The 23,642-nt window shown below is 63.1% G+C and carries 30 protein-coding genes; 16 read left to right on the top strand and 14 right to left on the bottom strand.

Annotated features, from left to right (window positions below):
• Positions 1 to 334 precede the first annotated feature (334 nt).
• From lptC to ptsN, 6 genes are all read left to right on the top strand, one after another.
• The gene (gene lptC, locus X742_RS163720; RefSeq protein ID WP_023770621.1) at positions 335 to 1,048 is read left to right on the top strand and encodes an LPS export ABC transporter periplasmic protein LptC; all 714 of its coding nucleotides are present in this window, start codon (positions 335 to 337) and stop codon (positions 1,046 to 1,048) included.
• Positions 1,035 to 1,643, top strand: coding sequence for an LptA/OstA family protein (locus tag X742_RS163725; RefSeq protein WP_023770620.1), 609 nt, complete (start codon positions 1,035 to 1,037; stop codon positions 1,641 to 1,643). Before lptC ends, X742_RS163725 begins: the two co-directional genes overlap by 14 nt.
• Positions 1,643 to 2,461, top strand: a complete 819-nt coding sequence (gene lptB / locus X742_RS163730) for an LPS export ABC transporter ATP-binding protein (protein WP_023770619.1) — start codon at positions 1,643 to 1,645, stop codon at positions 2,459 to 2,461. Before X742_RS163725 ends, lptB begins: the two co-directional genes overlap by 1 nt.
• Before the next feature lie 199 nt (positions 2,462 to 2,660).
• Positions 2,661 to 4,184, top strand: a complete 1,524-nt coding sequence (gene rpoN / locus X742_RS163735) for an RNA polymerase factor sigma-54 (RefSeq protein ID WP_023770618.1) — start codon at positions 2,661 to 2,663, stop codon at positions 4,182 to 4,184.
• Positions 4,185 to 4,448: 264 nt separating this feature from the next.
• A complete protein-coding gene (gene raiA, locus X742_RS163740; RefSeq protein WP_015315719.1) occupies positions 4,449 to 5,033 on the top strand; it encodes a ribosome-associated translation inhibitor RaiA in 585 nt (194 codons plus the stop codon).
• A gap of 57 nt (positions 5,034 to 5,090) precedes the next feature.
• Positions 5,091 to 5,555: a PTS IIA-like nitrogen regulatory protein PtsN gene (gene ptsN / locus X742_RS163745; protein WP_023770617.1), complete on the top strand. Its 465-nt coding sequence runs from the start codon at positions 5,091 to 5,093 to the stop codon at positions 5,553 to 5,555.
• A 70-nt stretch (positions 5,556 to 5,625) separates the two neighbouring features.
• Here the strand turns inward: ptsN and X742_RS163750 are convergent, their stop codons facing one another.
• Positions 5,626 to 5,883, bottom strand: coding sequence for a DUF1150 family protein (locus X742_RS163750; RefSeq protein ID WP_023770616.1), 258 nt, complete (start codon positions 5,881 to 5,883; stop codon positions 5,626 to 5,628).
• 64 nt (positions 5,884 to 5,947) lie between these two features.
• The gene (locus tag X742_RS163755) at positions 5,948 to 6,373 is read right to left on the bottom strand and encodes an Hsp20 family protein (RefSeq protein WP_023770615.1); all 426 of its coding nucleotides are present in this window, start codon (positions 6,371 to 6,373) and stop codon (positions 5,948 to 5,950) included.
• 335 nt (positions 6,374 to 6,708) lie between these two features.
• Here X742_RS163755 and X742_RS163760 point away from each other — a divergent pair, with 335 nt between their 5' ends.
• A complete protein-coding gene (locus X742_RS163760) occupies positions 6,709 to 7,653 on the top strand; it encodes a nucleoside hydrolase (protein WP_023770614.1) in 945 nt (314 codons plus the stop codon).
• A 45-nt stretch (positions 7,654 to 7,698) separates the two neighbouring features.
• Here X742_RS163760 and X742_RS1000000173815 read toward each other — a convergent pair whose 3' ends face one another.
• The 9 genes from X742_RS1000000173815 to X742_RS163800 all read right to left on the bottom strand — a co-directional run bounded on the left by X742_RS1000000173815 (position 7,699) and on the right by X742_RS163800 (position 13,885).
• Positions 7,699 to 7,926, bottom strand: coding sequence for a hypothetical protein (locus X742_RS1000000173815; RefSeq protein WP_156939345.1), 228 nt, complete (start codon positions 7,924 to 7,926; stop codon positions 7,699 to 7,701).
• Complete coding sequence (locus X742_RS163765; protein ID WP_023770612.1) at positions 7,899 to 8,513, bottom strand: LysE family translocator; 615 nt, start codon at positions 8,511 to 8,513, stop codon at positions 7,899 to 7,901. The genes X742_RS1000000173815 and X742_RS163765 overlap by 28 nt, the downstream gene beginning before the upstream one ends.
• 94 nt (positions 8,514 to 8,607) lie before the next feature.
• The gene (locus tag X742_RS163770) at positions 8,608 to 10,053 is read right to left on the bottom strand and encodes an amidase (RefSeq protein WP_023770611.1); all 1,446 of its coding nucleotides are present in this window, start codon (positions 10,051 to 10,053) and stop codon (positions 8,608 to 8,610) included.
• A gap of 1 nt (position 10,054) precedes the next feature.
• Positions 10,055 to 10,960 carry a ribokinase gene (locus X742_RS163775; RefSeq protein WP_023770610.1) on the bottom strand — a complete coding sequence of 302 codons (906 nt, stop codon included), beginning with the start codon at positions 10,958 to 10,960 and terminating at the stop codon, positions 10,055 to 10,057.
• An 86-nt stretch (positions 10,961 to 11,046) separates the two neighbouring features.
• Positions 11,047 to 11,529 carry a hypothetical protein gene (locus tag X742_RS163780; protein WP_023770609.1) on the bottom strand — a complete coding sequence of 161 codons (483 nt, stop codon included), beginning with the start codon at positions 11,527 to 11,529 and terminating at the stop codon, positions 11,047 to 11,049.
• On the bottom strand, positions 11,504 to 12,022 hold the full coding sequence (locus X742_RS163785) for a hypothetical protein (RefSeq protein WP_023770608.1): 519 nt from the start codon (positions 12,020 to 12,022) through the stop codon (positions 11,504 to 11,506). Before X742_RS163785 ends, X742_RS163780 begins: the two co-directional genes overlap by 26 nt.
• Positions 11,989 to 12,381, bottom strand: a complete 393-nt coding sequence (locus X742_RS163790) for a hypothetical protein (RefSeq protein WP_023770607.1) — start codon at positions 12,379 to 12,381, stop codon at positions 11,989 to 11,991. The genes X742_RS163785 and X742_RS163790 overlap by 34 nt, the downstream gene beginning before the upstream one ends.
• A 21-nt stretch (positions 12,382 to 12,402) precedes the next feature.
• Entirely contained in the window at positions 12,403 to 12,873 is a 471-nt protein-coding gene (locus X742_RS163795; RefSeq protein WP_023770606.1) for a hypothetical protein, read from the bottom strand.
• Between the two features lie 220 nt (positions 12,874 to 13,093).
• On the bottom strand, positions 13,094 to 13,885 hold the full coding sequence (locus X742_RS163800) for a bifunctional helix-turn-helix domain-containing protein/methylated-DNA--[protein]-cysteine S-methyltransferase (protein ID WP_023770605.1): 792 nt from the start codon (positions 13,883 to 13,885) through the stop codon (positions 13,094 to 13,096).
• Positions 13,886 to 14,212: 327 nt separating this feature from the next.
• On the opposite strand from X742_RS163800, the gene X742_RS01000000169695 reads away from it, so the two are divergent.
• Positions 14,213 to 14,398, top strand: coding sequence for a hypothetical protein (locus tag X742_RS01000000169695; RefSeq protein WP_023770604.1), 186 nt, complete (start codon positions 14,213 to 14,215; stop codon positions 14,396 to 14,398).
• 76 nt (positions 14,399 to 14,474) lie between these two features.
• On the opposite strand, the gene X742_RS163805 is transcribed toward X742_RS01000000169695, so the two are convergent.
• Positions 14,475 to 14,969, bottom strand: a complete 495-nt coding sequence (locus X742_RS163805) for a DUF2244 domain-containing protein (protein ID WP_023770603.1) — start codon at positions 14,967 to 14,969, stop codon at positions 14,475 to 14,477.
• 22 nt (positions 14,970 to 14,991) lie between these two features.
• On the opposite strand from X742_RS163805, the gene nth reads away from it, so the two are divergent.
• Positions 14,992 to 15,804 (top strand): endonuclease III, encoded by an 813-nt coding sequence (gene nth / locus X742_RS163810; RefSeq protein ID WP_023770602.1) that lies wholly within the window; start codon positions 14,992 to 14,994, stop codon positions 15,802 to 15,804.
• On the opposite strand, the gene X742_RS163815 is transcribed toward nth, so the two are convergent.
• Positions 15,792 to 16,247, bottom strand: coding sequence for a DUF2214 family protein (locus X742_RS163815; protein WP_023770601.1), 456 nt, complete (start codon positions 16,245 to 16,247; stop codon positions 15,792 to 15,794). The two genes, nth and X742_RS163815, sit on opposite strands and share 13 nt — an antisense overlap.
• Positions 16,248 to 16,448: 201 nt before the next feature.
• Here X742_RS163815 and X742_RS163820 point away from each other — a divergent pair, with 201 nt between their 5' ends.
• Complete coding sequence (locus X742_RS163820) at positions 16,449 to 16,649, top strand: YdeI/OmpD-associated family protein (protein WP_023770600.1); 201 nt, start codon at positions 16,449 to 16,451, stop codon at positions 16,647 to 16,649.
• A 108-nt stretch (positions 16,650 to 16,757) separates the two neighbouring features.
• A complete protein-coding gene (locus X742_RS163825; RefSeq protein ID WP_023770599.1) occupies positions 16,758 to 17,291 on the top strand; it encodes a GNAT family N-acetyltransferase in 534 nt (177 codons plus the stop codon).
• 175 nt (positions 17,292 to 17,466) lie between these two features.
• Here the strand turns inward: X742_RS163825 and X742_RS163830 are convergent, their stop codons facing one another.
• Positions 17,467 to 18,237: an IclR family transcriptional regulator gene (locus X742_RS163830; protein ID WP_023770598.1), complete on the bottom strand. Its 771-nt coding sequence runs from the start codon at positions 18,235 to 18,237 to the stop codon at positions 17,467 to 17,469.
• Between the two features lie 184 nt (positions 18,238 to 18,421).
• Between X742_RS163830 and X742_RS163835 the strand changes: the two genes are divergently transcribed.
• From X742_RS163835 to X742_RS163855, 5 genes are all read left to right on the top strand, one after another.
• Positions 18,422 to 19,399, top strand: coding sequence for a tripartite tricarboxylate transporter substrate-binding protein (locus tag X742_RS163835; RefSeq protein ID WP_023770597.1), 978 nt, complete (start codon positions 18,422 to 18,424; stop codon positions 19,397 to 19,399).
• A gap of 130 nt (positions 19,400 to 19,529) precedes the next feature.
• On the top strand, positions 19,530 to 20,066 hold the full coding sequence (locus X742_RS163840; RefSeq protein ID WP_023770596.1) for a tripartite tricarboxylate transporter TctB family protein: 537 nt from the start codon (positions 19,530 to 19,532) through the stop codon (positions 20,064 to 20,066).
• 4 nt (positions 20,067 to 20,070) lie between these two features.
• Entirely contained in the window at positions 20,071 to 21,594 is a 1,524-nt protein-coding gene (locus X742_RS163845; RefSeq protein WP_023770595.1) for a tripartite tricarboxylate transporter permease, read from the top strand.
• Positions 21,595 to 21,609: 15 nt separating this feature from the next.
• A complete protein-coding gene (locus X742_RS163850; RefSeq protein ID WP_023770594.1) occupies positions 21,610 to 22,794 on the top strand; it encodes a CoA transferase in 1,185 nt (394 codons plus the stop codon).
• Positions 22,791 to 23,642 (top strand): citryl-CoA lyase, encoded by an 852-nt coding sequence (locus tag X742_RS163855; RefSeq protein ID WP_023770593.1) that lies wholly within the window; start codon positions 22,791 to 22,793, stop codon positions 23,640 to 23,642. The genes X742_RS163850 and X742_RS163855 overlap by 4 nt, the downstream gene beginning before the upstream one ends.

Below are 23,642 nucleotides of genomic sequence, written 5' to 3'. Positions count from 1 at the left end.
GAAGAGACGCTTTTAGACCATGATGTCTTGATCGGGAAGCAGTTCCGTCCCGCACATGGCGCGGCAATCCGCGCGCAGGGGTCCGTGTTGTCTGTTTCGTGACTGGCCTGTGGGGGCGGCGCAAGGTAAGTGGGAAGAACTTCGGTGGTGAAAAAAGACGCAAGGGCGTCTATTTCTGTTATGAAGCATTGGCTGTTTGCGCTGACCCGGGTTTCGTTTGTGCACGGCAGCTGTCACATTTTTGCGGTTTTCGTCGGCTTGTGCTTGCGCGAGGGCGCTGGCCTCCCACGTATAGGCGGTGCTCCCCGGGCAGGGGTTTTAGAAGAAAGCAGTCATGTTAGCGCGACCGAATGAACCGACCAGCCCGGAGACGGAGTTGGCTCCCCCGGCGGATGGCTGGACGCGGGGCGAAGCTTTCGACCGCGCCCAACGTCATTCGCGCCGCGTGCGCGTGCTCAAATTCGCCGTGCCCTTGGCCGCGGCATTGATTGCCATCGCCTTCCCGGTCTATTCCTACCTCGCCGCGCCCGTCTCCGTCGCGGTGCAGGCCGAAGGCACAGCCTTCTCCAACGGCAAGCTGGTGATGGCCAATCCCAAACTCAACGGGTTCACCAAGCAGAAGCAGCCCTATTCGATGACGGCGCTGCGTGCCATCCAGGATGTGAGCACGCAAGGCATCATCGAACTCGAAGGCATAGACGCCAAGGTGCCGATCGCCCCCGACAATGTCGCGGCGATCAAAGCCTCGCGCGGTACCTACGATCGCGACGGCAATACGATGAAGCTGAACAGCGACGTCACCATCACCACGACCGACGGCCTGCAAGCCAAGTTCAAATCGGTCTTCCTCGACATGGGCAAAGGCACTATGAAGACGGATGATCCCGTCGATGTCAGCCGTGGCGGGTCGCAGATCAGGGCGGATTCGATGTCGGTCCAGGACAATGGCAAGATCCTGGTGTTCGAGAACAAGGTTCGTGTCAACATCGATCCCGCCGTTCTAAAGGCGGCTGAGGCAAAGGGCGAAGAAGCGAATGTGGCTCAATAGTTCGACACGGCTTGCGGCCGCAACTTCGGCGCTGTTCCTGCTCAGCCTGGCGCCGGCGCTGGCGCAGTCGGGAGCGGCCAGCCAGGTGTCGGGTCTCAAATTGGCCGGCGACAAGCCGATCCAGATCGAAAGCGACAAGCTGGAAGTCCATCAGGCCGACAGCGTCGCGATCTTCACCGGCAATGTCACCGTCGTCCAGGGGCCGACGCTGATGAAGGCCGGCAAGATGATGGTCTACTACGTCAAGGACCCCAACGCGGGCGCCAAGGGCGCTGAAGCCGCTGGCGCGGCGGCCATGACCGGCTCGGCCAACATCGATCACCTGGAGATCTCCGACAAGGTCTACATCAAGTCGGATCAGCAGGTCGCGACCGGCGATCAGGGCAGTTTCGACATGAAGAGCCAGGTGCTGGTGCTTTCGGGCAAAAAGGTCGTCCTTTCGCAAAACGACAATGTTCTGGTCGGCTGCAAGCTCACCGTACAGATGAAAACCGGGCTCGCTCAAGTCGATCCATGCGCTGGGCAGCGTGTGCAGATGTCGATCACACCCCCGCCGAAATCGGATGCGCCGAAATCGGGAGCGACGAACCCCTGATGGTCAGCCTGTCGTCGCTGACGGCGCGTCTTCCGGGACGGGCCGCAGGCAAGCTTTCGGCTCCGGCCACGGTCACTGTCGACAAGGCGAAGTTCAAGGGAACCTTGATCGCCAAGGGTCTGACCAAGAGCTACAAGGGCCGCAAGGTCGTCAGCGGCGTTACGCTGGGCGTGCGCGCCGGCGAGGCCGTCGGGCTGCTCGGCCCCAACGGCGCCGGCAAGACGACCTGTTTCTACATGGTCACGGGCCTGGTGCCGGTGGATGAAGGCACGATCGAAATCGACGGCTTCGACGTCACCTCGATGCCGATGTATCGTCGCGCGCGCCTCGGCATCGGCTATCTGCCTCAGGAGGCCTCGATCTTTCGCGGCCTCAATGTCGAGCAGAACATCCGCGCCGTGCTCGAAGTGGTCGAAAAGGATCGCAAGGTCCGCGAGCGCAACCTCGACGAACTGCTCGAGGAATTTCACATCAGCCATCTACGCAAGGCGCCATCCATGTCGCTCTCGGGCGGCGAAAGGCGTCGCCTGGAAATCGCGCGGGCGCTGGCGACACGCCCGGCCTACATGCTGCTCGACGAGCCCTTCGCCGGCATCGATCCGATCGCCGTCGCCGATATCCAGCAACTGGTGCGTCACCTGACAGCGCGCGGCATCGGGGTCCTCATCACCGACCACAATGTGCGTGAGACGCTCGGCCTGATCGATCGTGCCTATATCATCCACGCCGGCCAGGTGCTCACTCACGGCCGCGCCGACGAAGTTGTGGCAAATCCCGATGTGCGGCGGCTTTATCTCGGCGAGGGTTTTACGCTCTGAGCGTGAAATTTGTTTCCTGATACGATTTTTTGCCCGCCAGCGACCTATTTTCCGCGATTTTGCTCCGGGATAACGCTCCGGTAAGCGGGTTTTGCTAGGCTTTGCCTTGACAAGCAAAAGCCGGGCCAGTTTCTATGGCCGGCCGTGAAATTCATTTCCGGAAGTTGGAACGCGTAGAGGAGGCGTTTGAAACCGAACCATGGCATTGGCGGCCAAACTACAGCTCCGACAGTCGCAGTCGCTGGTGATGACGCCGCAGCTGATGCAGTCGATTCGGCTGCTGCAGTTCACCCATGTCGAACTCGAGCACTTCATCGACGAGGAGATCGAGCGCAACCCCCTGCTGGAGCGCGCCGAGCCGCAGGATGATGCCGCGAGCGACCAGGCGCAGAAGCCCGACGTAGAGCCGCAAGCGGCCGCCGATGGCGACTGGTTCGAGAACGAGGCGGGATGGAGCGCCGAAGCGATTTCGGAAAAGCTCGACACATCCCTGGAAAACCTGTTTCCCGATGACCCCGGCACCAGCGAGCGGCTGGGGCCCGACCTGACGGCGCAATGGAAATCGGCTTCGGGCAGTGGAGGCTCCTCGTCCGAGGGGCTCGACGCCGGCGACATGGCGGCGAGCGGGATCACGCTGCGCGACCATGTCGGCGAGCAGGTCGCGCTCGCCTTCATCGATCCCGTCGCGCGGCTGATCGCCGGAGAACTTGCCGATGGGCTCGACGAGACGGGCTATGTCAGGGCCGATCTGGCGGAGATCGCCGCGCGGCTTGGCACCAACGAGGTCGCGGTGGGCAAGGTGCTGGCCGTGTGCCAGACCTTCGAGCCGGCCGGCCTGTTTGCCCGGGATCTCGCGGAATGCCTTTCGCTGCAGCTTGCCGTGCGTGACCGTCTCGATCCGGCCATGAAGGCCCTGGTCGCCAATCTCGAATTGCTGGCGCGCCGCGATTTTCAGACGCTGAAGCGGCTCTGCGGCGTCGACGAAGAGGATTTGCTGGACATGCTGGCCGAAATCCGGGCGCTCGACCCGCGGCCGGGCATGGCGTTTTCGGGCGGTGCCAGCGATGCGATCGTCGCCGATGTCGAGGTGCGGGCGGCCAATGACGGCAGCTGGACCGTCGAACTCAATGCCGAAACGCTGCCGCGCGTGCTGGTCGACCACATCTATTTCGCCCAGGTGTCGCCGCACGCGAAGAACCAGGCGGAGAAGGATTTCCTGGCCGAGTGCCTGCAGAACGCCAACTGGCTGACACGCAGCCTCGACCAGCGGGCCAAGACGATCCTCAAAGTGGCCTCGGAAATTGTGCGCCAGCAGGATGCCTTCCTCGTCCATGGCGTGCGCCAGCTGAAGCCACTCAACCTGCGCACGGTGGCGGACGCCATCGGCATGCACGAATCGACGGTCAGCCGGGTGACCGCCAACAAATACATGCTCACCCCGCGCGGCGTGTTCGAGCTGCGCTACTTCTTCACGGCTTCGATCGCGGCATCGGGTGGTGGCGATGCGCATTCCTCGGAAGCGGTGCGTGATCGCATCAAGCAAATGATCGACGAGGAGAAGCCCGTCGATGTGCTGTCGGACGATGCTATTGTCGACATGCTCAGGGAAAGCGGCGTCGATATCGCCCGGCGCACGGTCGCCAAGTACCGGGAAGGCATGAATATTCCCTCCTCGGTACAGCGCCGGCGCGAGAAACGGGCGCTCGCCAGCGCCGGCCGCTAGGCGTTCACGATTTCCACAGCTTTCAAGTTTCATTGACAAGCCACGGTGAAGTGGCTAGAAGCCCGCCCGCATGAGACGGGCTTGATGCCCGCTAGCGGATGGTCCGTCACGACAATGACCCGGGATGGTCAAGAAGGCGGCTTGTGATCAACCGGAAAGTTCGGATTTAAATCGGCGCGAGTGACGCCGCAAAGCTTGTGCGCACGGATCACGAGTATAAACTCGGGCCAGTTTGAAGCCTGAGCAAGGAAGGTCAGTTTTCAGATGAATCTGCGCATTTCGGGAAAGCACATGGATATCGGCGATGCGTTCCGTACACGCATCAACGATCGTGTCGGTGAAGCGATCGGCAAATATTTCGATCGCGGCTTCGCGGGGCATGTCACCGTCATAAAATCGGGCTCGCGCTATTCCGCGGATTGCATGATCCGGCTGGATTCCGGCGCCTCGCTGCAGGCCACCGGCGATGCCCAGGATCCGACACTCGCCTTCGAGGCCGCGGCCGATCGGCTGGAAACCCGGCTTCGGCGTTACAAGCGCCGTCTGAAATCGCACAATTCAGGCAATGGAAACGGCGAGTTGACCGACATCGCTTACACGGTGATGGCACCGCTTGCCGATGACGATGAGGAAATCCCGGAGGATTTCGCACCGGCCATCGTCGCCGAATCGACCATGACGCTGAAGACCATGTCGGTGGCCTCGGCCGTCATCGAACTCGATACCAAGGACAGTCCCGTGCTTGTTTTCCGCAATGCCGGGACCGACCATCTCAACATCGTCTATCGCCGGCCCGACGGAAACATCGGCTGGATCGATCCGTCCACGACCAAAGTCGCACAGGGATAAAAGCCAGCCGCACGAGGGGTGGGGACTGGCGCGGCAGGCGAACAAGGATTTTCAAGCATGGATCTGAGCGATCTTATCAGCGTTCCGGCGATTTTGCCGGCGTTGAAGGCGAACTCCAAGAAGCAGCTTCTGCAATTGCTGTCCGAACGGGCGGCGACCGTTTCAGGCATTCCGGAACGGGAGGTGTTCGACACCATCCTGCAGCGCGAGCGGCTGGGCTCGACCGGCGTCGGCAACGGCATCGCCATCCCGCACGGCAAGCTCGCCGGCGTGAAGCGCATCGCCGGCGTTTTCGCCCGGCTGGAGACGCCGGTCGATTTCGAATCGCTGGATGACCAGCCGGTCGATCTGGTGTTCCTGCTGCTGGCGCCCGAAGGGGCGGGTGCCGATCATCTCAAGGCACTGTCGCGCATTGCGCGCGTGCTGCGCGACGCCGACACCGTGGCCAAGGTCAGGGGCACGCGCGACGCCGCGGCGATCCATGCGCTTTTGTCGGATACGCAGGCCTCGCACGCGGCCTGAAGCCATCTTTTTAAATATTGCTCCAAGGGCCGCCATGGGCGGCCCTTTCAGTTCAGCCAACCAATTGTCTTTAATGAATGGCGACGGTGGTCAGGTCGTTTTCCATGGCGCCGGCCAGCGCGCGGTCACGCGCGTCGGAAAGCAGGATCGGCTGGCCATTGGCTCCAAACAGAGCCCAAAGCTCCATGCCGGGCGCGATTTCACCGATGTTGGGGAAGCGGCCGAGCAGTTCGTCGCTCGAAACCTTGCGCAGATAGGCGACAGAGCCTTCGCCGAGATGGGCGAATTCGCCGTTGGTCATGGTGATGGTTTCGTCAGTTCTGGTCATTTCAAGCCTCCTTGGCGCGAGGACGCCGCTCAAGGCCATCCCGCATGAGAGCCATCGGTAAAGATCAGTCTTTCACCGATATGTTTATTTTCCGTACCAGCCGTTCCGACTCCGGCCGATCAAGGTCGATCGACAAAAGGCCGTTCTTAAGCTCCGCCGCGATCACACGCATGCCATCGGCCAGCACGAAGCAGCGCTGGAACTGGCGTGCGGCAATGCCGCGATGAAGGAATTCGCGCTCGGTGTCGTCGGTCTGGCGACCGCGCACGACCAACTGGTTTTCCTCCGTTGTCACATCGAGATCGCTTTCGGCGAAACCGGCGACGGCGAGTGTAATGCGCAGCCTTTCGGCGTTGCCGTCGGCACCGCTCAGGCGCTCGATGTTGTAGGGAGGGTAGCTGTCGCCGGACTTCGCCAGACGCTCCAAGGTCTTTTCCATGGCGTCGAAACCCAGGAGAAGCGGGCTGGAGAAAGGCGTCATTCGGCTCATGTTACACTGTCCTCTCAAGAGCGACATAAACTGGAAAAACCCAAATGGCATTTTTCCCGGTGGTCTTGATATGGTCCGCCCCGCGAGCAAGTTCAAGCCACCGAAAGACCCGTCCAAGGAGGCCATGTCGCGGACCCACGGAAATAGCCCAGGATCACGTCGTGGACTCACAGGAATAATCGACATGGCGCTTGAAACGACGCGCTGATGCAAGGAGAAGCGCGCAGGCCGGAACCGTCCCCCGTCAAGCGGTTCAGCAGCTTTGCAGCCGGTTGGCGTCTTTCGGGCGCGGGACCGGTCCGGTGAGCTGATGGCCAGCCAAACAAGGAATTGAAATGCCCCAACCACGCAAGATCATCATCGACACCGATCCCGGCCAGGACGACGCCATCGCGATTCTGCTGGCGCTTGGCAGTCCTGAACTGCAGATCGTCGGCATATCGGCCGTAGCCGGCAACGTGCCGCTGAAGCTCACCGAAAAGAACGCCCGCAAGATCTGCGAACTGGCCGGCCGGCCCGATATCAAGGTCTACTCCGGCGCCATCCGTCCGTTGGCTCGCGAACTGGTCACCGCCGAGGAGGTCCATGGCAAGACGGGCTTGAACGGACCGGATTTACCCGAACCGACAATGAAGCTGCAGGACCAGTATGCCGTCGATTTCATTGTCGAGACGCTGATGAAGGAAGAGAGCGGCACCATCACGCTCTGCCCGCTCGGGCCGCTCACCAATGTTGCGCTGGCGCTAATCCGAGAGCCCCGGATTGCGCCGCGCATCAAGGAAATCGTGCTGATGGGCGGTGGCTTCTTCGAGGGCGGCAACGTCACGCCCACGGCCGAATTCAACATCTATGTCGATCCGCATGCCGCCGACGTCGTTTTCCGGTCCGGCATCCCGATCGTGATGATGCCCCTTGATGTCACCCACAAGGCGCTGACCACGTCCAAGCGCATCGAGGCCTTCCGCAAGCTCGGCACCAAGGTCGGCATCGCCGCCGCCGAGATGCTTGAATTTTTCGAGCGTTACGACGAAGGCAAATACGGCACGGATGGCGGACCGCTGCACGACCCCTGCGTCATCGCCTACTTGTTGAAGCCAGGTCTGTTCAAAGGCCGCTATTGCAATGTCACCGTGGAAACCACCTCCGAACTGACCATGGGCATGACCGTGGTCGACTGGTGGGGGGTTACCTCCAGGGAAAAGAACGCCATGGTGATGCGCGACATCGACCATGATGGTTTCTTCGCGCTGCTGGTGGAAAGGTTGGGGCGGCATAACTGACGTTTGGAACCGCCGACGAGCGCGCGTTGTCACCGGCACGCGTTGTCACCCATTGAGCAATCGATAGGTGTCGACGTCGTGCTTGTGGTGTTGCCGTTCAATAGGAACGAGCGAGCCGACAAGATGCGGTCGCGCGACGTCATCGTCGATCGAAATTCGCGTGTTGTCATCAAGGCGCACGTCGTAAAGTTGTGCAGCAGCGTACAATTCTTCAACATGTCCCTGCGAAGAACGCGCTTTCGCCGTTACTTCGCCTTCGAAAACGCCAGCCACAGGCCGCCGCCGACCATGAAGCTGCCGCTGATCCGCGACAGGAGCTTGATGCGGCTGGCCGACAGCATGCGCCCGGCCCGGCCGGCGGCGAGCGCATAGGTCGAATCCGACATGGCGGCGAAGATCATGGCGGTCAAGCCCATGATGACGATCTGCAGTGGGTAGTTGCCGGCGGGAGATATGAACTGCGGAAAGAAGGCGCCAAAGAAGATCAGTGTCTTTGGATTGCTCAGCGCCACGGCCAAGCCCTGCAGGAAGAAGCCGCCGCGTGGTTTGCGGGCGGTTCCGTCGGCGTTCAGCGTGCCCTTCGAGCGGAACATCTGCACGCCCATCCAGATCAGGTAGGCAGCACCGATCAGCCTGACCCACTCGAACCAGTGGCCCATGCCCGAAATCAGCGTGTTGAGGCCGATGCCGACGATGGCGATCATGACTGCAAGGCCGGCTTGCGTGCCGGCGACATTGGCGAGACCGGCGCGAGTACCGTGGCGGATGCTGTTGGCGATGATCAGTGTGACCGTCGGTCCCGGCACCAGGATGATGACGATGCAGGCAAGGACATAGGCAGCGTAGAGTTCCAGCGACATGATTTTTCCTCGCAACACCGTTATCACGGCCTGTCAGGCGACAATCAATGCATGCGGCGAGGACGGGCGCAAGCCGGCACGCGCCGCCTCTGGCTCAGGCCCCTGCGGACCAGGGCAACGTCGTCTCATAGGCAGCCGCGGCCTTCAGCACGGCGAGATCGTCGCGTGGCCTGCCGATCAGCTGCATGCCCATCGGCCGGCCCCTGTCGTCGAAGCCGGCGGGAACATTGACCGCCGGGCAACCGCCCAGGGTGGCGAAGGCCGAAACCTGCATCCAGCGATGATAACTGTCCATCATCCGTCCCGCGACTTCGCGGGGCCAATGGGTGCCGACATCGAACGGAAAGACCTGTGCGGTAGGCAGCGCGATAAGGTCGAAGCGGTCGAACATCGACAGCAGCGTGCGGTACCAGGAGGTTCGGACGACCGAGGCCGCTCGTATCTCCGGCGCCGTCAACCGCATCGCGTTTTCCACTTCCCATACGGCTTCCGGCTTCAGCAGGCCACGCCTGGCGGGATCGTCATAGTGTACTTTCAAGGCGCAGCCGCTGCTGGCCTGCCGCAGCACCACGAAGGCCTGCCAGAGTGCCTCGAAATCGAAATCCGGTCGCAAGGGCTCGGTCAGGAAAGATACATCCGTGAACCGTGCGAGTGCTGCCTCGCATAAGTCGAGGATGCCGGGTTCGATCGGCAGATGACCGCTGAGATCGCCGAGCCAGGCGATGCGGCCACCGGTCGCCGCCGTCGCGAGCCCTTCGAGGAAGGAGCCTTGCTTCTCATAGGAGAGAGGCGCCTGCGGATGGTAGCCGGCCTGCACGTCGAGCAAGAGCGCCATGTCGGCGACGTTGCGGCCCATCGGCCCCTCGACGCCCATCTGCGCGTGGAAAACCTCGAAGTCGGGACCGCTGGGCACGAGCCCCTGCGATGGCCGAAAACCGTAGACATTGTTCCAGGCCGCCGGGTTGCGCAGCGAGCCGCCGAAATCGCTGCCATCGGCGACGGGCACCATGTCGAGTGCCAGCGCCACCGCCGCTCCGCCACTCGAGCCGCCGGCGGTCAGCGCCGGATCGAAAGCGTTCAGCGTCGGTCCGAAAACATTGTTGTAGGTGTTGGAGCCGAGCCCGAATTCGGGAACGTTGGTCTTACCGATGATGATGGCGCCGGCGTCGCGGATGCGTTCGACGAAGAAATCGTCTTCCTGCGGCACGAAATCGGCGAAGATCGGCGAGCCGAACGAGGTCCTGAGGCCGGTGGTCGAGGCAAGGTCCTTGATGGCGATGGGGAGGCCAAAGAGGGGGCTGGTTCCGTCCGTCCGCCTGATATCGGCGGCATCGGCCTCACGCAGGATGTCGGCACGGTCGCGCAACGAGACGATGGCGTTAACCATTGGATTGACCGCGTCGATGCGGTCCAGGAACGCCGTCACCACCTCGCGCACGGAGAGTTTCTTCCGGCGGATAGCATCGGCAAGCTCGACAGCCGACAGGCGGCAGATGTCGCTGGCCGCGGGCACAGCGTGTCTGGTGCGGGGACGCATCATCTCAACGGGCTTGCCGCAAGGCCTGGTCGACATCCTTGGCCAGCGGGATCGCCGGCTGGGCGCCGGGCTTGAGGCAAGCCAACGAGCCGGCGGCGCCGGCACGCGCCAATGCCTGTTCGAGCGTGAGGCCCGACGACAGGCCGGCGGCGAAATAGCCGCAAAAGGTGTCGCCGGCCCCGACCGTGTCGACCGGCGTGATCTGCAAAGCAGCGACGGTCAGGAATTCGCTCGGCGTCGCCGCCATCACGCCGTCGCCGCCGAGCGTGACGACGATGATGCGTCCAGTCTTGCTGGCATAGTCGCGCATGCGCGCCGCACGATCGCGGCCTTTCAGGGCAAGGGCTTCGCCATAGAGGTCGAATTCGGTTTCGTTCGCGACCGCATAGTCGGCCTTGCCGAGGAAGGCGGCTGCCCCGGCATGGAAAGGGGCGGTGTTGAGGACAGTGATCGCGCCGGCCGCCCTTGCTTGGTCTAGGGCCGCATCCACCGTCGCGAGCGGAATTTCATGCTGCAGCAGCACGACGTCGCCCTTTGTCAGAAAAGCCTTGGAGAGGTCGCCGGGCACCACGGAAGCGTTGGCGCCGGGCACGACGGCGATGATGTTTTCGCCGTCATCGCCGACCATGATCAGCGCCGTGCCGGTCGAGGCGAAGGTTTCTCCCACGCCCGACAGGTCGACCTTGGCCTCGCGCAGCAAAGCCAGTGCCTCCGGTGCGAAATTGTCCTTGCCGACGGCGCCGACCATCCGCACCTGAGCCCCGGCACGCGCGGCGGCGAGTGCCTGGTTGGCGCCCTTTCCGCCGGGGGCCGTCTTGAAGCTGGAACCGCTCACCGTCTCACCGGGGCTCGGCAAGCGATCGACATTGGCGATAAGGTCGAGGTTGATCGAACCGACTACGATAATCAAGAAATGCCTCCTACTGATGCGCGGAAGCTATCCTGCCGAGCCCTGCGATGCCAGACCACGCGAATGGTCCAGCGTGATTTGCCGCCTCACTCGCATCGCACGGTGACGATGCCCTGATAGTTGCCGGCGGGAAAGATACCGCTCGACTTGGTGGCGGTGAGGTCGATCTGCATGGCGTGGGTGCCGTTGGCGACCCTTTGCGGCACGCTTCCGTTGTTGTCGACCCCCGAGCCATCGAGGCGGAAGACCGAGGCGAAGGTCACGTTGGTGCCGCCGCCGCTCGGCGCGGACGAGAATGCCGCAGGCGCCGGTGCTGAAACCGAATAGCAGTCCAGCAAGTTGAGCAGCGAGCACAGAAAGGAACTTGCCACCACGGTGGCGCTGGCGCTTGATCCGCCTGCCTGCTTGGAACCCAGTATGCCGATGGCCGGATTTGCGGTCATGGTGCCCGATGCCCCGACGATGATGGTGCAGGTGCCGATGATCGCAGCCTGCGCCGGAAGGCAGCAGCCGGCGAGCGCGGCCATCGCGAGCAGCGCGCGGTTATTTCCTCTTCTTTTTCTTGCCATCGCCGCTTCCGGTCCTGATGCTCCAGCCTTCGTTGGCCCATCCGGGTGATGCGGCCACGGGCGTGGGAGCGCTAGCTGCCACGCTCGCAGTCGGCCCGTCACCGCCGAGGCCCATCTTGAGGAGCTTCAGCTCCAGCTGCAGGCGCTCGACCTCAAGCTCGTAGAGGCGGCTGCAATCGACGCGCTTCGGCGTACGCCCGATCGGAATCACCACACGGCCGTAGGTGGCGATGTCGTTGTTCGCCTGATTGTTGCCTCTGATGACGCCAAGGTCGAGATAGGCACCGGTGCCCGATACGGCCGAGCGACAGGTGGTTCCGTCGGAAGCGTGGACCTCATCCTGCCCTTGAGGCAAGGTCACGCCGGGCAGGTTGAAGCCGCTCTCATTCTGATTGAGGTTGTAGACATCCTCGGCCAAAACCGGCGAGATCCCTGCCCAGATTGCCGCAAACGCGACTGTCAGGACTTGCGGTGCCCAAAAAACTTTCCGCATATCTGTGCCCTTATCTGCGTCTGTTGATTGGGAAAGGGGATGCTCTCGGTACAGATACGCACTTTACGCTCGGCAGCGCCGCCGAAGGGCACGACCACGAGGACAGGACGGGACGCCTGCGAGCCCAGTTGGAAAACGCTCGGAGAGATCTTGGCGTCCACTGGCTGAAAATTCTGATCGTAGACGTGGATTTCGACCTTGATCTTCTGGCCGTAGGGATTGGCGGGAAACACGCGGACCGCGAAGGCGTCGGTGAAACTGTTGACCTCACCCCGCATCGGCGACATCGACTGGGCGCTGGCGGCAATGGCCGGCAGGCCGACGGCCAGCGCCGTTGCCAGGACTCGTGCATGTTTCAAGGACCCCTCCTTCGCGACGGCCTATTCGCAGCGCAGTGTTACCGTTGCCTGATAGTTTCCGGTGGCGAAGCGGTTGCTGCCGCCCTTGGTGCCGGCGAGATGGACCGAGACAAGGTCGGCGCCGGGGACAGTGAGGGCGGTGGTGGCCCCCGTTTCAGCGGTCGTGTGAGCGCCGCTGGCCGAATAGGTGGGTGTCCAGGTGGTGGCCGTGCTGTCCGCGGCGGGCACAGTGGTGAGGGTCACCGGATCGACGCTAAGTGAAACACCCCCCGTGGTGGTGAGCGTGACTGTTCCAGCCGAACCGCCGCTGTTGTGGGAGCTCAGCGACTGAAGGTCCGCGCTCACCGTCATCGTGCCGTTGGTGCCGACAACGAGCGTACAGGTCGCGGTGATGGTGCCATTGAAAATGACATTCTGCGTTGTGGCCATCGCCGCGTGGTCCAGGCACATGACCAGCAAGGCTGCACCAAACACGGTGCGGAACAACTTCATCGAGATCCTCCTATTAAGTCGGATCGCCCGAATTAATATGGATCATCATCGCTTTATCGTGGTTAATTTAGCGTAAACTCAAATAAGGATTTGAAAGAACGCGGTGAAGAAACCGGCGGTTGTCCAAGGTTGTATCCAGAAGTTCCAAATTCATGCGCAATAATACTGCGTATTCCAAATATTGGTATATTCTATGCGACGGAAAGCAAAAATCGACATTTCACGACGAAATCTGCCCCGCCTCCCAGCCGAGNAGCGGGTTGGCGCCGTTGGCGGCGCCGACCGCGCGGCTGGCGCTCGGCGCACCAATGCTGGCCGCGATCGAGGAATAGGTACGGGCCTTGCCCATCGGAATCTGGAGCAGCGCCTCCCAGACGCGGACCTGGAAGTCGGTCCCGATCATGACGACATGAAGCGGCTGATCGGCGCGCCAGAGCGTCGGCTCGAAGATGCGCGCGGCATAGGGCCCTGTCGCTTCCCTGTCGTCGACATAGAGCGCGTTCGGCCAGCGGCCGGACATGTCGGCAAAAGCGGTGCGTTCCTCGCCGGCGTCGCAGAAGGCGAGGCCGGCAAGCCCGCGGTCGGTGGCCATGATCAGGGCAGTGCCGAACGGGGAGCTGTGATAGCCGTAGCGGATGGTGAGGCCAGCGCCGCGCGTCTTGTAGTCGCCCGGTGACATCGCCTCATGGGTGACGAACAGGTCGTGCAGCCTGCCGGGGCCGGACATGCCCAGTTCGAAGGAGGTTTCGAGCAGAGGCATTCCTGAATCGAGCAGCCTGCGCGCATGGTCCAGCGTCACCGCCTGCAGGAAGGCCTTGGGCGAAAGGCCGGCCCAGCGGGTGAAGAGTTTTTGCAAGCCGGTCGGCGTCTCGCCGACCTCCTCGGCCAGTTCTTCCAGCGATGGCTGGTCGCGATAGTCGAGGCTGATCTTTTCGATGGCGCGGCGCACGATTTCGTAGTCGCTGCCCTCAGGCGTGATGTCCTTCTTGAGGACTGCCGTGTGTGTGCTCATGGACCTGTCTCCTTGGGCTGGAATATCGCCCCTTGGGGCGCGGATCGCCACCCGAAACTTGCCTTCTTGCAGCCCTTGCCCAGATAGACCCGGGCTTCGAGCCAGCGAGCCGCTGATGGCTGGCGAAAAAGTCCATCCGGCGGGGGCAAAAGAGACATTGCTCATGACGCTCCACCGCAACGCGCTGGAGAGCCGGATGCCGGATCCGCTGCTTGGGTTCATTTCGCGGACCCGCAGGCGAACTGGTCTTCGACGCCTATAGCCGTTTCGGCCTGACGCTGCTTCGTCTCAATCCGACGATCAAGGCGACGGGCGCGCCAAGGTCCATTGGGGATCGACGACCCGCACGAACTGGAACGGGCGGTTCCGAAGCTGCGGTTCAGCGAGGGCATCTCGGCCTACAAGCCTGAGCACGCTGCCCGAATGGGCTGGTCCGCCAAGCTGTTCGTTCGCGTTTGGAAATACGTTCCGGCGCTGCGCAAGATCGGCAGGCTGCTGCGGTATCGCTTCTGAAGCACAGTGTTAGTCGCGAACCGCCCTATCTGTTTGTTTCCACGCAATTCCCAACGGAAATTTCCTGGAATTGCCTTTAGCGCGCCTTGGCGGTCGCCAGCGCGCGCGAGAAGGCAGTGGCGAAGCTCTCGCGCGAATCGGGGTCGAGGAAGCCGCCGATCGGCACGTTCTGTCCTTGTGCTTCCACGGTCATTTTGGTGATGCCGATCTCGGCGTGCCGGGCGATCGAAAACCGTACCCAGAACGGATTGAAGCGATGCGCTTCCGACTTTCCCGAGGGGGCCGTCTTGCGAATGTCGAGGCTGGTGCGCGAGACCGACACTTCCTCGCGGGCGCGTGCAGCCCGGTAATTGACGCGGAAGGCGATGTAGACGGCCACCACGTCGAGGCCGAAGAAGCCGAACACCGGCCAGGCACCGCGCGACAGGAAAAACGCACCCGTCACCAGCCAGCCGAACATCAGTGCGCCCATCAGGATCAGGAAGCCCGTCCTGCCCAGCGACCGGTGCGGGGTCAGCAGTGCATGAAAGAAGGGCTCGTCAGCCTGAAACGAGGCGTTTGTGTCACTCATGACAGACTATTATAGGAGGGAAATGGCGCGTCCCAAGTCCAATGAGTCTTCCATGCCCGAAAAAGAGCTGCCGGCCGGACGGCGTGATGGGTCCAATGCCAAGCCGCGCCCTCGGCCGCTGCGGGGCTCGTCCCGCTACAGCCCGGCCGAAGTGCATGAGATTTTCCGGCGTTTTTCGGTACAGCGGCCGGAGCCGAGGGGCGAACTCGAACACGTCAATGCCTTCACGCTGCTGGTGGCGGTGGTGCTTTCGGCGCAAGCGACCGATGCGGGTGTCAACAAGGCGACGCGGGCTCTGTTCAAGGTTGCCGACACGCCGCAAAAGATGCTGGCCCTCGGTGAAACCAAGGTCGGCGACTATATCAGGACCATCGGTCTCTGGCGCAACAAGGCCAAGAACGTCATCGCCCTATCGCAGGCGCTGATCAGCGACCATGGCGGCGAGGTGCCGGATGACCGCGATGAACTGGTCAAGTTGCCCGGTGTCGGGCGCAAGACCGCCAATGTCGTGCTCAACATGGCCTTCGGCCAGCATACGATGGCGGTCGACACGCATATCTTGCGCATCGGCAACCGGCTTGGCCTGGCGCCGGGCAAGACGCCGGAACAGGTCGAGCAGGGGTTGTTGAAGATCATACCGGACGAGTATATGCGCCATGCGCATCACTGGCTGATCCTGCACGGCCGCTATGTCTGCAAGGCGCGCAAGCCGGATTGCCCGGCCTGCGTCATTGCCGATATTTGCAAGGCAGAGGTGAAGACGAACAGCATTCCGGCGCCCCTGGTGCCGATCGCTCCGCTTGAAACTGTCGCCGCCGAAGATCAGATGCCGTAGCCGCGCGCCATCGCCGCCGCGAGCACCGGGATCAGCAGGAAGACGACGGCCTCGGCGCGGATGTAGGTCTTCACCGAAGCCAGTTCGCCCAAGGGCACGGCGAAGGATGGATCGGCGCTGGCCTGCCTGTTCCAGGAAATGAAACGGACGGTCGGGATGATCGACAGCAGACCGACGATCGCAAACGCCGTCATCTTGGCCCAGAACACCCAGTTGTGGACGTAGAACTCCCAGCCTTTGAGCCCCCAGACGAGACGGCCGATGCCGACGACGATGATGAGGGCGGCGATGATGCCGTAATGGCGGTCGATGGCGGCGAGCCGCTTCAGTGTCGCGGCGGGCAGGTCGCCACGGATCAGCACGAATTCGGCGCCGATGATCCCCGCCAACGAGAACACCAGCAGGTGATGAACAATGGCAAGCGCAAGGTCGGTTGTATCCATGCTCGTCGCCCCAGGTCGATGGCCCAAACTCGCCTGTGAAAAGGTCGCGTTGGCAGGTGCTGAATCATCCCGCGGGGAAAATAACACCGCCGCATGGATTTCCCATAGCGGAGTCCGCACCTAGCCATAGGCAGCGTTGACGCCGAATCCTGGCAGGTTACGTTCGCAGACGTGACCGGATTGAAACGAGCCGTGAACCCGATGACCGACACGGTCCGCGCTGCCCTGGTGGAGCGCGGGCTGACGACCGCCTATGAGGCTCGGCCGGACTATCAGAGGAACGACTATCTGGGCTGGATCCGCCGCGCCAAGCGACCGGACACCAGGCGAAAGCGGCTCGACCAGATGCTGGATGAATTGCAGCGTGGTGGTGTCTACATGAATATGGTTTGGCACGGCTGAAGTTCTCTTCGATCAACTAGGCCTCCCTGGATGATGGCGCGTATCGCCCTGGCCCTTGCACCGCACCAGCGATTTGCTAAGCGCTGACGATCAGCGAGGCATATCGTCATGAAAAATCCGCACGGCGTTCCGGTCATCGAAACCGAGCGAACCATTCTAAGGGCGCACCAACTGGAGGATTTCGATGCCTATACCGCCATGTGGACCGACCCCGTCGTCACCCGCTTCATCGGCGGCAAGCCGCGCACGCGTGAGGAAAGCTGGATGCGCTTCCTGCGCCATGCCGGCCTGTGGTCGCTGCTTGGCTACGGCTTCTGGGCCATCGAGGAGAAAGCGACCGGCCGCTTCGTCGGTGAGGCCGGTTTCCACGATCTGAAGCGCGACATGGAGCCGTCGATCGAAGGCATCCCAGAGGCGGGGTGGGCGCTCGCCCCGGCCGCGCACGGCGCCGGCCTTGCCACGGAGATCGTCAGCCGCGTGCATGGCTGGGGCGACGAGACGTTCGGACGTGCCAGAACCGTCTGCATCATCGATCCCGAAAATACGGCTTCGCTGAACGTCGCCAGGAAGTGCGGCTATACCGAGCTGACGCAGACCCTCTATCACGATGCGCCGACCATTCTGTTGGAGCGGCTGCCCTGAGCGGTGTCAGGCGAGGCGGAGGGCGCCGACAACCAACCGGCCAGGCGCTACAAACGCGCAATCCGGACGGAAAACCGCTGCACACCTGACCTGCCGCGGCCGGCCTTGAGGCGCAGCTTCCCTACAAGGGCGGCGAACGGAAGTTGGAGGTCTTCCGACGCCATAATGGCGGGAGCTAGGGCCAAGCCTCCGTCGCGAGGCTCACCTGATCCAGCATGGAGGCATCCCCGCCGAAGGCGCGAGTGGCGCGGGCCGCCGCCTCAAGCAGCGGGCGCTTCATGCGCCCAAGAAAGGCAGCGTCGACGCGCGTGCTTGGACCAGCCAGCGTCAAGGCGCCAAGCAGCACGTGGCCCGGCCCAAAAACCGGTGCCGAGACGCCTGCCGTTTCGTGGTCGCGGTCACCCACAGCGAGACAATTGAACGTTTTACGGATGGTTTCGTAGGGTTCGCCCTGCTGTCCCGAAAACGCCGCCAGCACGCGCCCGCCCGAGCCCGCGAGCAGAGGCAATACGTCGCCTTCGCGTATCGTGTAGCGGATCGGATGCTTGGATTCGACCCGATAAAGACAGGTGCGCACGTCTCCCGAGCGGACGTAGAAGGCAACACTCTCCCAACTTCGTTCGGAGAGATCGCGCATGATCGGCAACAGGATGTCCGCCGCCACCACCGAACGCTGGTAAAGCGCGCCAAGCCGAAAGGCGGCGGGTCCGACGCGATAGCGCCCATCGTCCAGGCGCTCGAGCAGTTGCCCGCGCAACAGCGAATTGGCGAGCCGCAGTATCGTACTTTTGTAAAGCCCAGTGCGCATCGCGATTTCAGCAAGACTTAGCGAGCGGTCGGCCGTGCTGAAGGCATCGAGGATGGCGATCGCCCGGTCGAGTGCCGCAACACCTTCGACGGAGGTGCGCCGGATTTCGGCATCAGCCGAGTTGCCTTGTAAGTCCATTGCGGTTCCCAATCCGGAGAAGCCCGAGCGGAACCACTCTGTCGCGCCACCGCACCGTTCTGTCCAGAAGAATGTCGTTCCTGTTGACGGAACAAGGTAAAATCTGCTTGAACTTGATCACGGGTCTGTGAACAGGCGCGTTTTGGCAGGCACCGGAGGAGGTGTCGTGATCTGGAGGAATCCCATGCTGAACAGACGCAGATTTTTGATGAGCACGGTGGCGGCTGGCGCGGCCGGGCTGGTGGCATCGCATTTCTCACCCGCCTTCGCCGAAGGTGCACCTCAAGTCCAAATCTTCGTGCCGGCAGCGCCCGGCGGCGGCTGGGACCAGACGGCGCGCACGATGGATCAGGTGCTGCGCGGCGAGAAGCTCATCTCCGGCTCCCAGATCACCAATGTCGGTGGCGCCGGCGGCACGGTAGGGCTGCCGCAGTTCATCAATCAGTGGAGCGGCAAAGGCAATTCGCTCATGGTCGCGGGCATGGTCATGGTGGGGGCTATCATCGCCAACAAGGCAGCCAACAACCTGACCCAAGTCACGCCCATCGCTCGTCTCACCGGTGAGTTCGAGGCCTTGGTGGTGCCGGCGGACTCGCCGTTCAAGACGGCCGCCGATTTCGTCGCGGCGCTCAAGGCCGACCCGACGAAGGTTCCTGTCGCGGGCGGCTCGGCCGGTGGCTCCGACCACATCCTGTTCGGCCTGATCGCCAAGACGGTTGGCGTTCCGGCTCCCAGCCTCTCCTATGTACCGTTCGCGGGGGGCGGCGAAGCTCTGTCGGCATTGCTCGGCAACCAGGTGGCGGCCGGCATTTCCGGCTTCGGCGAGTTCTCCGAGCAAGTCAAGGCGGGCGCGCTCAGGCTGCTCGCCATTTCGGCCGACAAGCGCCAGGACGGCATCGACGCGCCGACGCTGAAGGAAGCCGGCATCGATGTAGAACTGTTCAACTGGCGCGGCGTCTTCGCGCCGCCCGGCATTTCCGACGCCGACAAGGCGGCGATGATCACGCTCGTCGAAACCATGGCCAAGAGCGATGCATGGGCGACCGAATGCAAGAACCGCAACTGGACGTCCATCCTGCTCACCGGCGACGATTACGCGAAATTCGTCACCGAGGATTCGGCTCGCATCGAGGCCATCCTCAAAGATCTCGGTCTCGCCTGATTTTCCCCAAGGGACGGCGCGAGCCGTCCCACATTCTTCAATTGCAGCCGGCCGCAGGGAGGCGATCGGTACTAGAGGGCACGGCGAAGGTTGGCCGCGGTCTCGGCCATCCATAGCGGGGAGGACATTCATGAGCACCATCAACCAGCAGGCGGCGCCCTCGCGGCTTGCCATGCCGGAATTGCTGATCGGCGTCGGCCTCCTGGCCTGCGCCGGGGCCGTGGCCTGGCAGACGCTGGCGATCCCGATCTCGCCGCTCTATTCCAAGGTTGGTCCGACCGTCTTTCCCTATCTCACCATGGTCGGACTGGTTGTGCTTTCCCTGGCGCTCATCCTCGCCGCGCTTCGCGGCGGCTGGCAGCCGGAGGAGGAAAAGGAAACGCCGACCGACTGGAAGGCGATGGGCTTCGTCGTCATCGGTCTGCTGGCCAATCTTGTGCTCATCCAGCCGCTCGGCTTCACGGCCGCATCGGTCATCATGTTCGTTCTGGTCTGTTACGGTTTCGGCAGCAGGCATACGCTGCGGGATGTGCTCACCGGCCTTGTGCTGGCGCTGGCTGCTTATTTCGGCTTTGCCAAGGCGCTCGGCGTCAACATCGGCGCCGGTTTTGTCGAGAACCAGCTCAACATGGTGATCGACGCGTTCACAAGCACGCTGGGAGGCTGAGACCATGGATACGCTCAGCCATCTCGCACATGGTTTCGCGGTCGCTTTCAGCCCGACCAATCTTTTGTGGTGCCTGCTCGGCACGACGCTTGGCACCGCCATCGGCGTGCTGCCTGGACTTGGGCCGGCACTGACCATCGCGCTGCTGTTGCCGATCACCTATCAGGTGGCGCCGGAGGCGTCCTTCATCCTGTTCGCCGGTATCTATTACGGCGCCATGTATGGCGGCTCGACGACGTCGATCCTGCTCAACACGCCAGGCGAGAGCGCAACCATCGTGACGGCGCTGGAAGGCAACAAGATGGCCCGCTCCGGCCGCGGCGGCGCCGCGCTCGCCACCTCCGCGATCGGCTCGTTCGTCGCCGGCACCCTTGGCACGCTCGGCGTCGCCTTCCTGGCCCCGGTCGTGGTCAAGTTCGCGCTGGCTTTTGGCCCGGCGGAGTATTTTTCGCTGATGGTGCTCGCCTTCATCACGGTTTCGGCGGTGCTTGGGTCGTCGGCGGTGCGAGGCCTGACCAGCCTGTTTGCCGGCTTTGTAATCGGGATGATCGGCGTGGATCTGCAGACGGGCCAGCCGCGCTTCACCTTCGGCATGACGGAATTGCTCGACGGCGTCGACGTCATCATCGCCGCCGTCGGTCTGTTCGCGGTTGGCGAGACGCTCTACATGGCCTCGCGCCGCTATGCCGGCAAGGACGAGATCGTGCCGCTGAAAGGCTCGCTCTACATGACGGCGGCCGAATGGGGCCGCTCATGGAAGGCCTGGCTGCGGGGAGCGGCGATCGGCTTTCCGATCGGCGCCATGCCGGCCGGCGGCGCCGAGATCCCGACCTTCCTGTCCTATGCCATCGAAAAGAAACTGTCGAAGCACAAGCAGGAGTTCGGTACGGTCGGCGCCATCGAAGGCGTTGCAGGCCCCGAAGCCGCCAACAACGCGTCCGCGGCCGGCGTGCTGGTGCCGATGTTGACGCTAGGGCTACCGACCTCGGCGACGGCGGCGATCATGCTGTCGGCCTTCCAGAGCTACGGCATCAACCCTGGACCGCTGCTGTTGACGACACAGGCCGATCTCGTCTGGGGGCTGATCGCCAGCCTGTTCATCGCCAATGTCATCCTGGTCATCCTCAACCTGCCGCTGATCGGCCTGTGGGTGCGGCTGCTGAAGATCCCGGCGCCGCAACTTTATGCCGGGATCCTGGTGTTCGCCACTGTCGGCACCTACGGCATCTCGCAGTCGCCGATCGATCTCGTCATCCTCTATCTCCTGGGCGCCGCGGGCTTCCTGATGCGGCGATTCGATTTCCCGACCGCGCCCGTCATCATCGGCATGATCCTGGGACCGCTCGCCGAAACCCAGTTCCGACGGGCGATGACTATCTCCAACGGCGACTGGTCGGTGTTCTACAAGCATCCGCTGTCGCTGACCCTGCTGACGCTCGCCTTCATCGGCCTCGTCGGGCCGCATGTCTGGGCCTTAATCGAGCACCGGCGGCGGCGTGGTCCCGAACATGTGCCGGGCGATGCCTGAGCGATTTGAAAAGATATGACAGACCTGCTTTCCGGTATCCGCGTCCTCGACCTGACCAATGTTCTCGCCGGGCCTTACTGTGCCTATCAGCTGGCCTTGCTGGGAGCTGACGTGATCAAGGTCGAAGGGCCGCAAGGCGGCGACCTGGCGCGCCAGCTCGGCGGCTCGCCAAAGCTCAACAGCGCGGGTATGGGCGCATCGTTCCTGGCCCAGAACGCCGGCAAACGATCGGTCATGCTCGACCTCAAGAACGAGACGGATCGCGAGCGCTTCCTCGACCTGGTCGCCAGCGCCGATGCGCTGGTCGAGAATTTTCGTCCCGGCGTGATGAAACGCCTCGGGCTTGGCCACGAGATGCTGAGGGCGGTCCGCCCGGGCCTCGTCTATTGCGCGATATCGGGTTTCGGGCAGAGCGGGCCAATGCGCGACAACCCGGCCTATGACCAGATCATCCAGGGTCTTTCCGGGATCATGAGCATCACCGGCACGCCGGAAACCGCGCCGCTGCGCGTCGGCTATCCCGTCGCCGACACGCTGGGAGGCTTGGTCGGCGCGTTCTCCATCGCCGCGGCACTGGTCAGGCTGAAGACATCGGGCGAGGGGGCGTTCCTCGACGTGTCGATGCTCGAATGCACGCTTTCCGCACTTGGCTGGCCTGTTTCCAACTATCTGACGGCAGGGGTCGATCCCAAGCCGATGGGCAATGAGAACATGACGGCGGCTCCCTCCGGCGCCTTCCGCACCGGCGACGGGCTCATCAACATCGCCGCCAATAAGCAGGAGCAGTTCGTGGCACTGTGCCGTCTGATCGGACGGCCGGAACTGGCGTCGGACCCGCGCTTTGCCGAGCGCGAAACCCGCAAGCAGAACCGCGCCGCGCTCAAGGTCGAGATCGAGGATGCTCTGGCAAGCGATCCGGCGGCAATTTGGGAAGAGACGCTCAACCGAGCCGGCGTGCCGGCGGGCCGGGTACTGACGATCCCACAAGTGCTGACCGAACCACAGGTGCTCGAACGCCAGGTGACGGCTCGTTTCGAGAATGTAGCTGGAATGGAAGGGCCGCTGACCGTCCTGCGCGGCGGTTTCATGATAGACGGCACGGCACCGTTGCCGACGCGGCCGCCGCCAGTGCTGGGCGAGCACATGGACGAGGTGTTCGCCGGTCTGCCGCCGCACGCCAAGGCAAAGGCCCTGACATGAGCGGCGTGGAGAAGCAAACAGGCCGCGCGCGCGGCGAGGAATGGTGGCAGACCGGCATCATCGAGATGAGCCCCGGTGTGATCCGGCTGCGCGGCTACGAGATCCAGGACCTGATCGGCCGCGTCAGCTTCCCGGCTGTCATCTGGCTGATGCTGCGTGGCGAATTGCCCAGCGAGGACGAGGCGGCACTGCTCGGCATTGCCTTGGGGGCGGCCGTCGACCACGGGCCACAGGCGCCGTCGATCGCCATCGCCCGCATGGCGGCCACCTGCGGCGTCGGCATCAACAGCGCCATGGCCTCGGCCATCAACGTGCTGGGCGACGTGCATGGCGGCGCCGGCGAGCAGGCGCTTTCCTTCTATGGCGATATTGCCGTGGCGCTCGATGGCGGCATGGCCCTAAACGAAGCGGTTTCGACACGTCTCGACCGGTTCTTCGGGCAGGAGAAGGGCTATGTGCCGGGGCTTGGCCATCGCTTCCATCCTGTCGACCCGCGCGCGCCGCGCCTGCTGGAACTGGTCAGAGATTTTGCCGCGCGTGGCGTGGTCAACGGCCGCTTTGCCGACATCGCCGAGGCCGTCGAGGCCGACGTAGCGCGGCGCAAGGGCAAAAAAATCCCGCTCAACATCGATGGCGCCACCGCCGTCATCTATGGCGAGCTCGGCTTTCCGCCGCCGCTGACGCGCGGGCTCTTCGTGCTGTCGCGTTCCGTCGGCATCCTGGCGCATGCCTGGGAGCAATCTCAGCAGTCCGAGCGCAACAAGGGGCCGCTGCCGCGCGAATGGCTGTGGGCCTATAGCGGTCCGCCGGCACGGCCGCTTCCCGGAGATGAGGGCGCGGACAATTGA

The sequence above is a fragment of the Mesorhizobium sp. LNHC229A00 genome (assembly GCF_000502415.1).
Lineage (GTDB): Bacteria > Pseudomonadota > Alphaproteobacteria > Rhizobiales > Rhizobiaceae > Mesorhizobium.
Note: the sequence above shows the minus strand (reverse complement) of the source record. Positions and strands in the feature narration are given on the sequence as shown.

Excerpts from the sequence above, each read along its gene's own strand:
- lptC (WP_023770621.1), top strand. The coding sequence starts at position 335 with ATGTTAGCGCGACCGAATGAACCGACCAGCCCGGAGACGGAGTTGGCT.
- X742_RS163725 (WP_023770620.1), top strand. The coding sequence starts at position 1,035 with ATGTGGCTCAATAGTTCGACACGGCTTGCGGCCGCAACTTCGGCGCTG.
- lptB (WP_023770619.1), top strand. The coding sequence starts at position 1,643 with ATGGTCAGCCTGTCGTCGCTGACGGCGCGTCTTCCGGGACGGGCCGCA.
- rpoN (WP_023770618.1), top strand. The coding sequence starts at position 2,661 with ATGGCATTGGCGGCCAAACTACAGCTCCGACAGTCGCAGTCGCTGGTG.
- raiA (WP_015315719.1), top strand. The coding sequence starts at position 4,449 with ATGAATCTGCGCATTTCGGGAAAGCACATGGATATCGGCGATGCGTTC.
- ptsN (WP_023770617.1), top strand. The coding sequence starts at position 5,091 with ATGGATCTGAGCGATCTTATCAGCGTTCCGGCGATTTTGCCGGCGTTG.
- X742_RS163750 (WP_023770616.1), bottom strand. The coding sequence starts at position 5,883 with ATGACCAGAACTGACGAAACCATCACCATGACCAACGGCGAATTCGCC.
- X742_RS163755 (WP_023770615.1), bottom strand. The coding sequence starts at position 6,373 with ATGAGCCGAATGACGCCTTTCTCCAGCCCGCTTCTCCTGGGTTTCGAC.
- X742_RS163760 (WP_023770614.1), top strand. The coding sequence starts at position 6,709 with ATGCCCCAACCACGCAAGATCATCATCGACACCGATCCCGGCCAGGAC.
- X742_RS163765 (WP_023770612.1), bottom strand. The coding sequence starts at position 8,513 with ATGTCGCTGGAACTCTACGCTGCCTATGTCCTTGCCTGCATCGTCATC.
- X742_RS163770 (WP_023770611.1), bottom strand. The coding sequence starts at position 10,053 with ATGATGCGTCCCCGCACCAGACACGCTGTGCCCGCGGCCAGCGACATC.
- X742_RS163780 (WP_023770609.1), bottom strand. The coding sequence starts at position 11,529 with ATGGCAAGAAAAAGAAGAGGAAATAACCGCGCGCTGCTCGCGATGGCC.
- X742_RS163785 (WP_023770608.1), bottom strand. The coding sequence starts at position 12,022 with ATGCGGAAAGTTTTTTGGGCACCGCAAGTCCTGACAGTCGCGTTTGCG.
- X742_RS163795 (WP_023770606.1), bottom strand. The coding sequence starts at position 12,873 with ATGAAGTTGTTCCGCACCGTGTTTGGTGCAGCCTTGCTGGTCATGTGC.
- X742_RS163805 (WP_023770603.1), bottom strand. The coding sequence starts at position 14,969 with ATGAGTGACACAAACGCCTCGTTTCAGGCTGACGAGCCCTTCTTTCAT.
- nth (WP_023770602.1), top strand. The coding sequence starts at position 14,992 with ATGGCGCGTCCCAAGTCCAATGAGTCTTCCATGCCCGAAAAAGAGCTG.
- X742_RS163815 (WP_023770601.1), bottom strand. The coding sequence starts at position 16,247 with ATGGATACAACCGACCTTGCGCTTGCCATTGTTCATCACCTGCTGGTG.
- X742_RS163820 (WP_023770600.1), top strand. The coding sequence starts at position 16,449 with ATGACCGACACGGTCCGCGCTGCCCTGGTGGAGCGCGGGCTGACGACC.
- X742_RS163825 (WP_023770599.1), top strand. The coding sequence starts at position 16,758 with ATGAAAAATCCGCACGGCGTTCCGGTCATCGAAACCGAGCGAACCATT.
- X742_RS163830 (WP_023770598.1), bottom strand. The coding sequence starts at position 18,237 with ATGGACTTACAAGGCAACTCGGCTGATGCCGAAATCCGGCGCACCTCC.
- X742_RS163835 (WP_023770597.1), top strand. The coding sequence starts at position 18,422 with ATGCTGAACAGACGCAGATTTTTGATGAGCACGGTGGCGGCTGGCGCG.
- X742_RS163840 (WP_023770596.1), top strand. The coding sequence starts at position 19,530 with ATGAGCACCATCAACCAGCAGGCGGCGCCCTCGCGGCTTGCCATGCCG.
- X742_RS163845 (WP_023770595.1), top strand. The coding sequence starts at position 20,071 with ATGGATACGCTCAGCCATCTCGCACATGGTTTCGCGGTCGCTTTCAGC.
- X742_RS163850 (WP_023770594.1), top strand. The coding sequence starts at position 21,610 with ATGACAGACCTGCTTTCCGGTATCCGCGTCCTCGACCTGACCAATGTT.
- X742_RS163855 (WP_023770593.1), top strand. The coding sequence starts at position 22,791 with ATGAGCGGCGTGGAGAAGCAAACAGGCCGCGCGCGCGGCGAGGAATGG.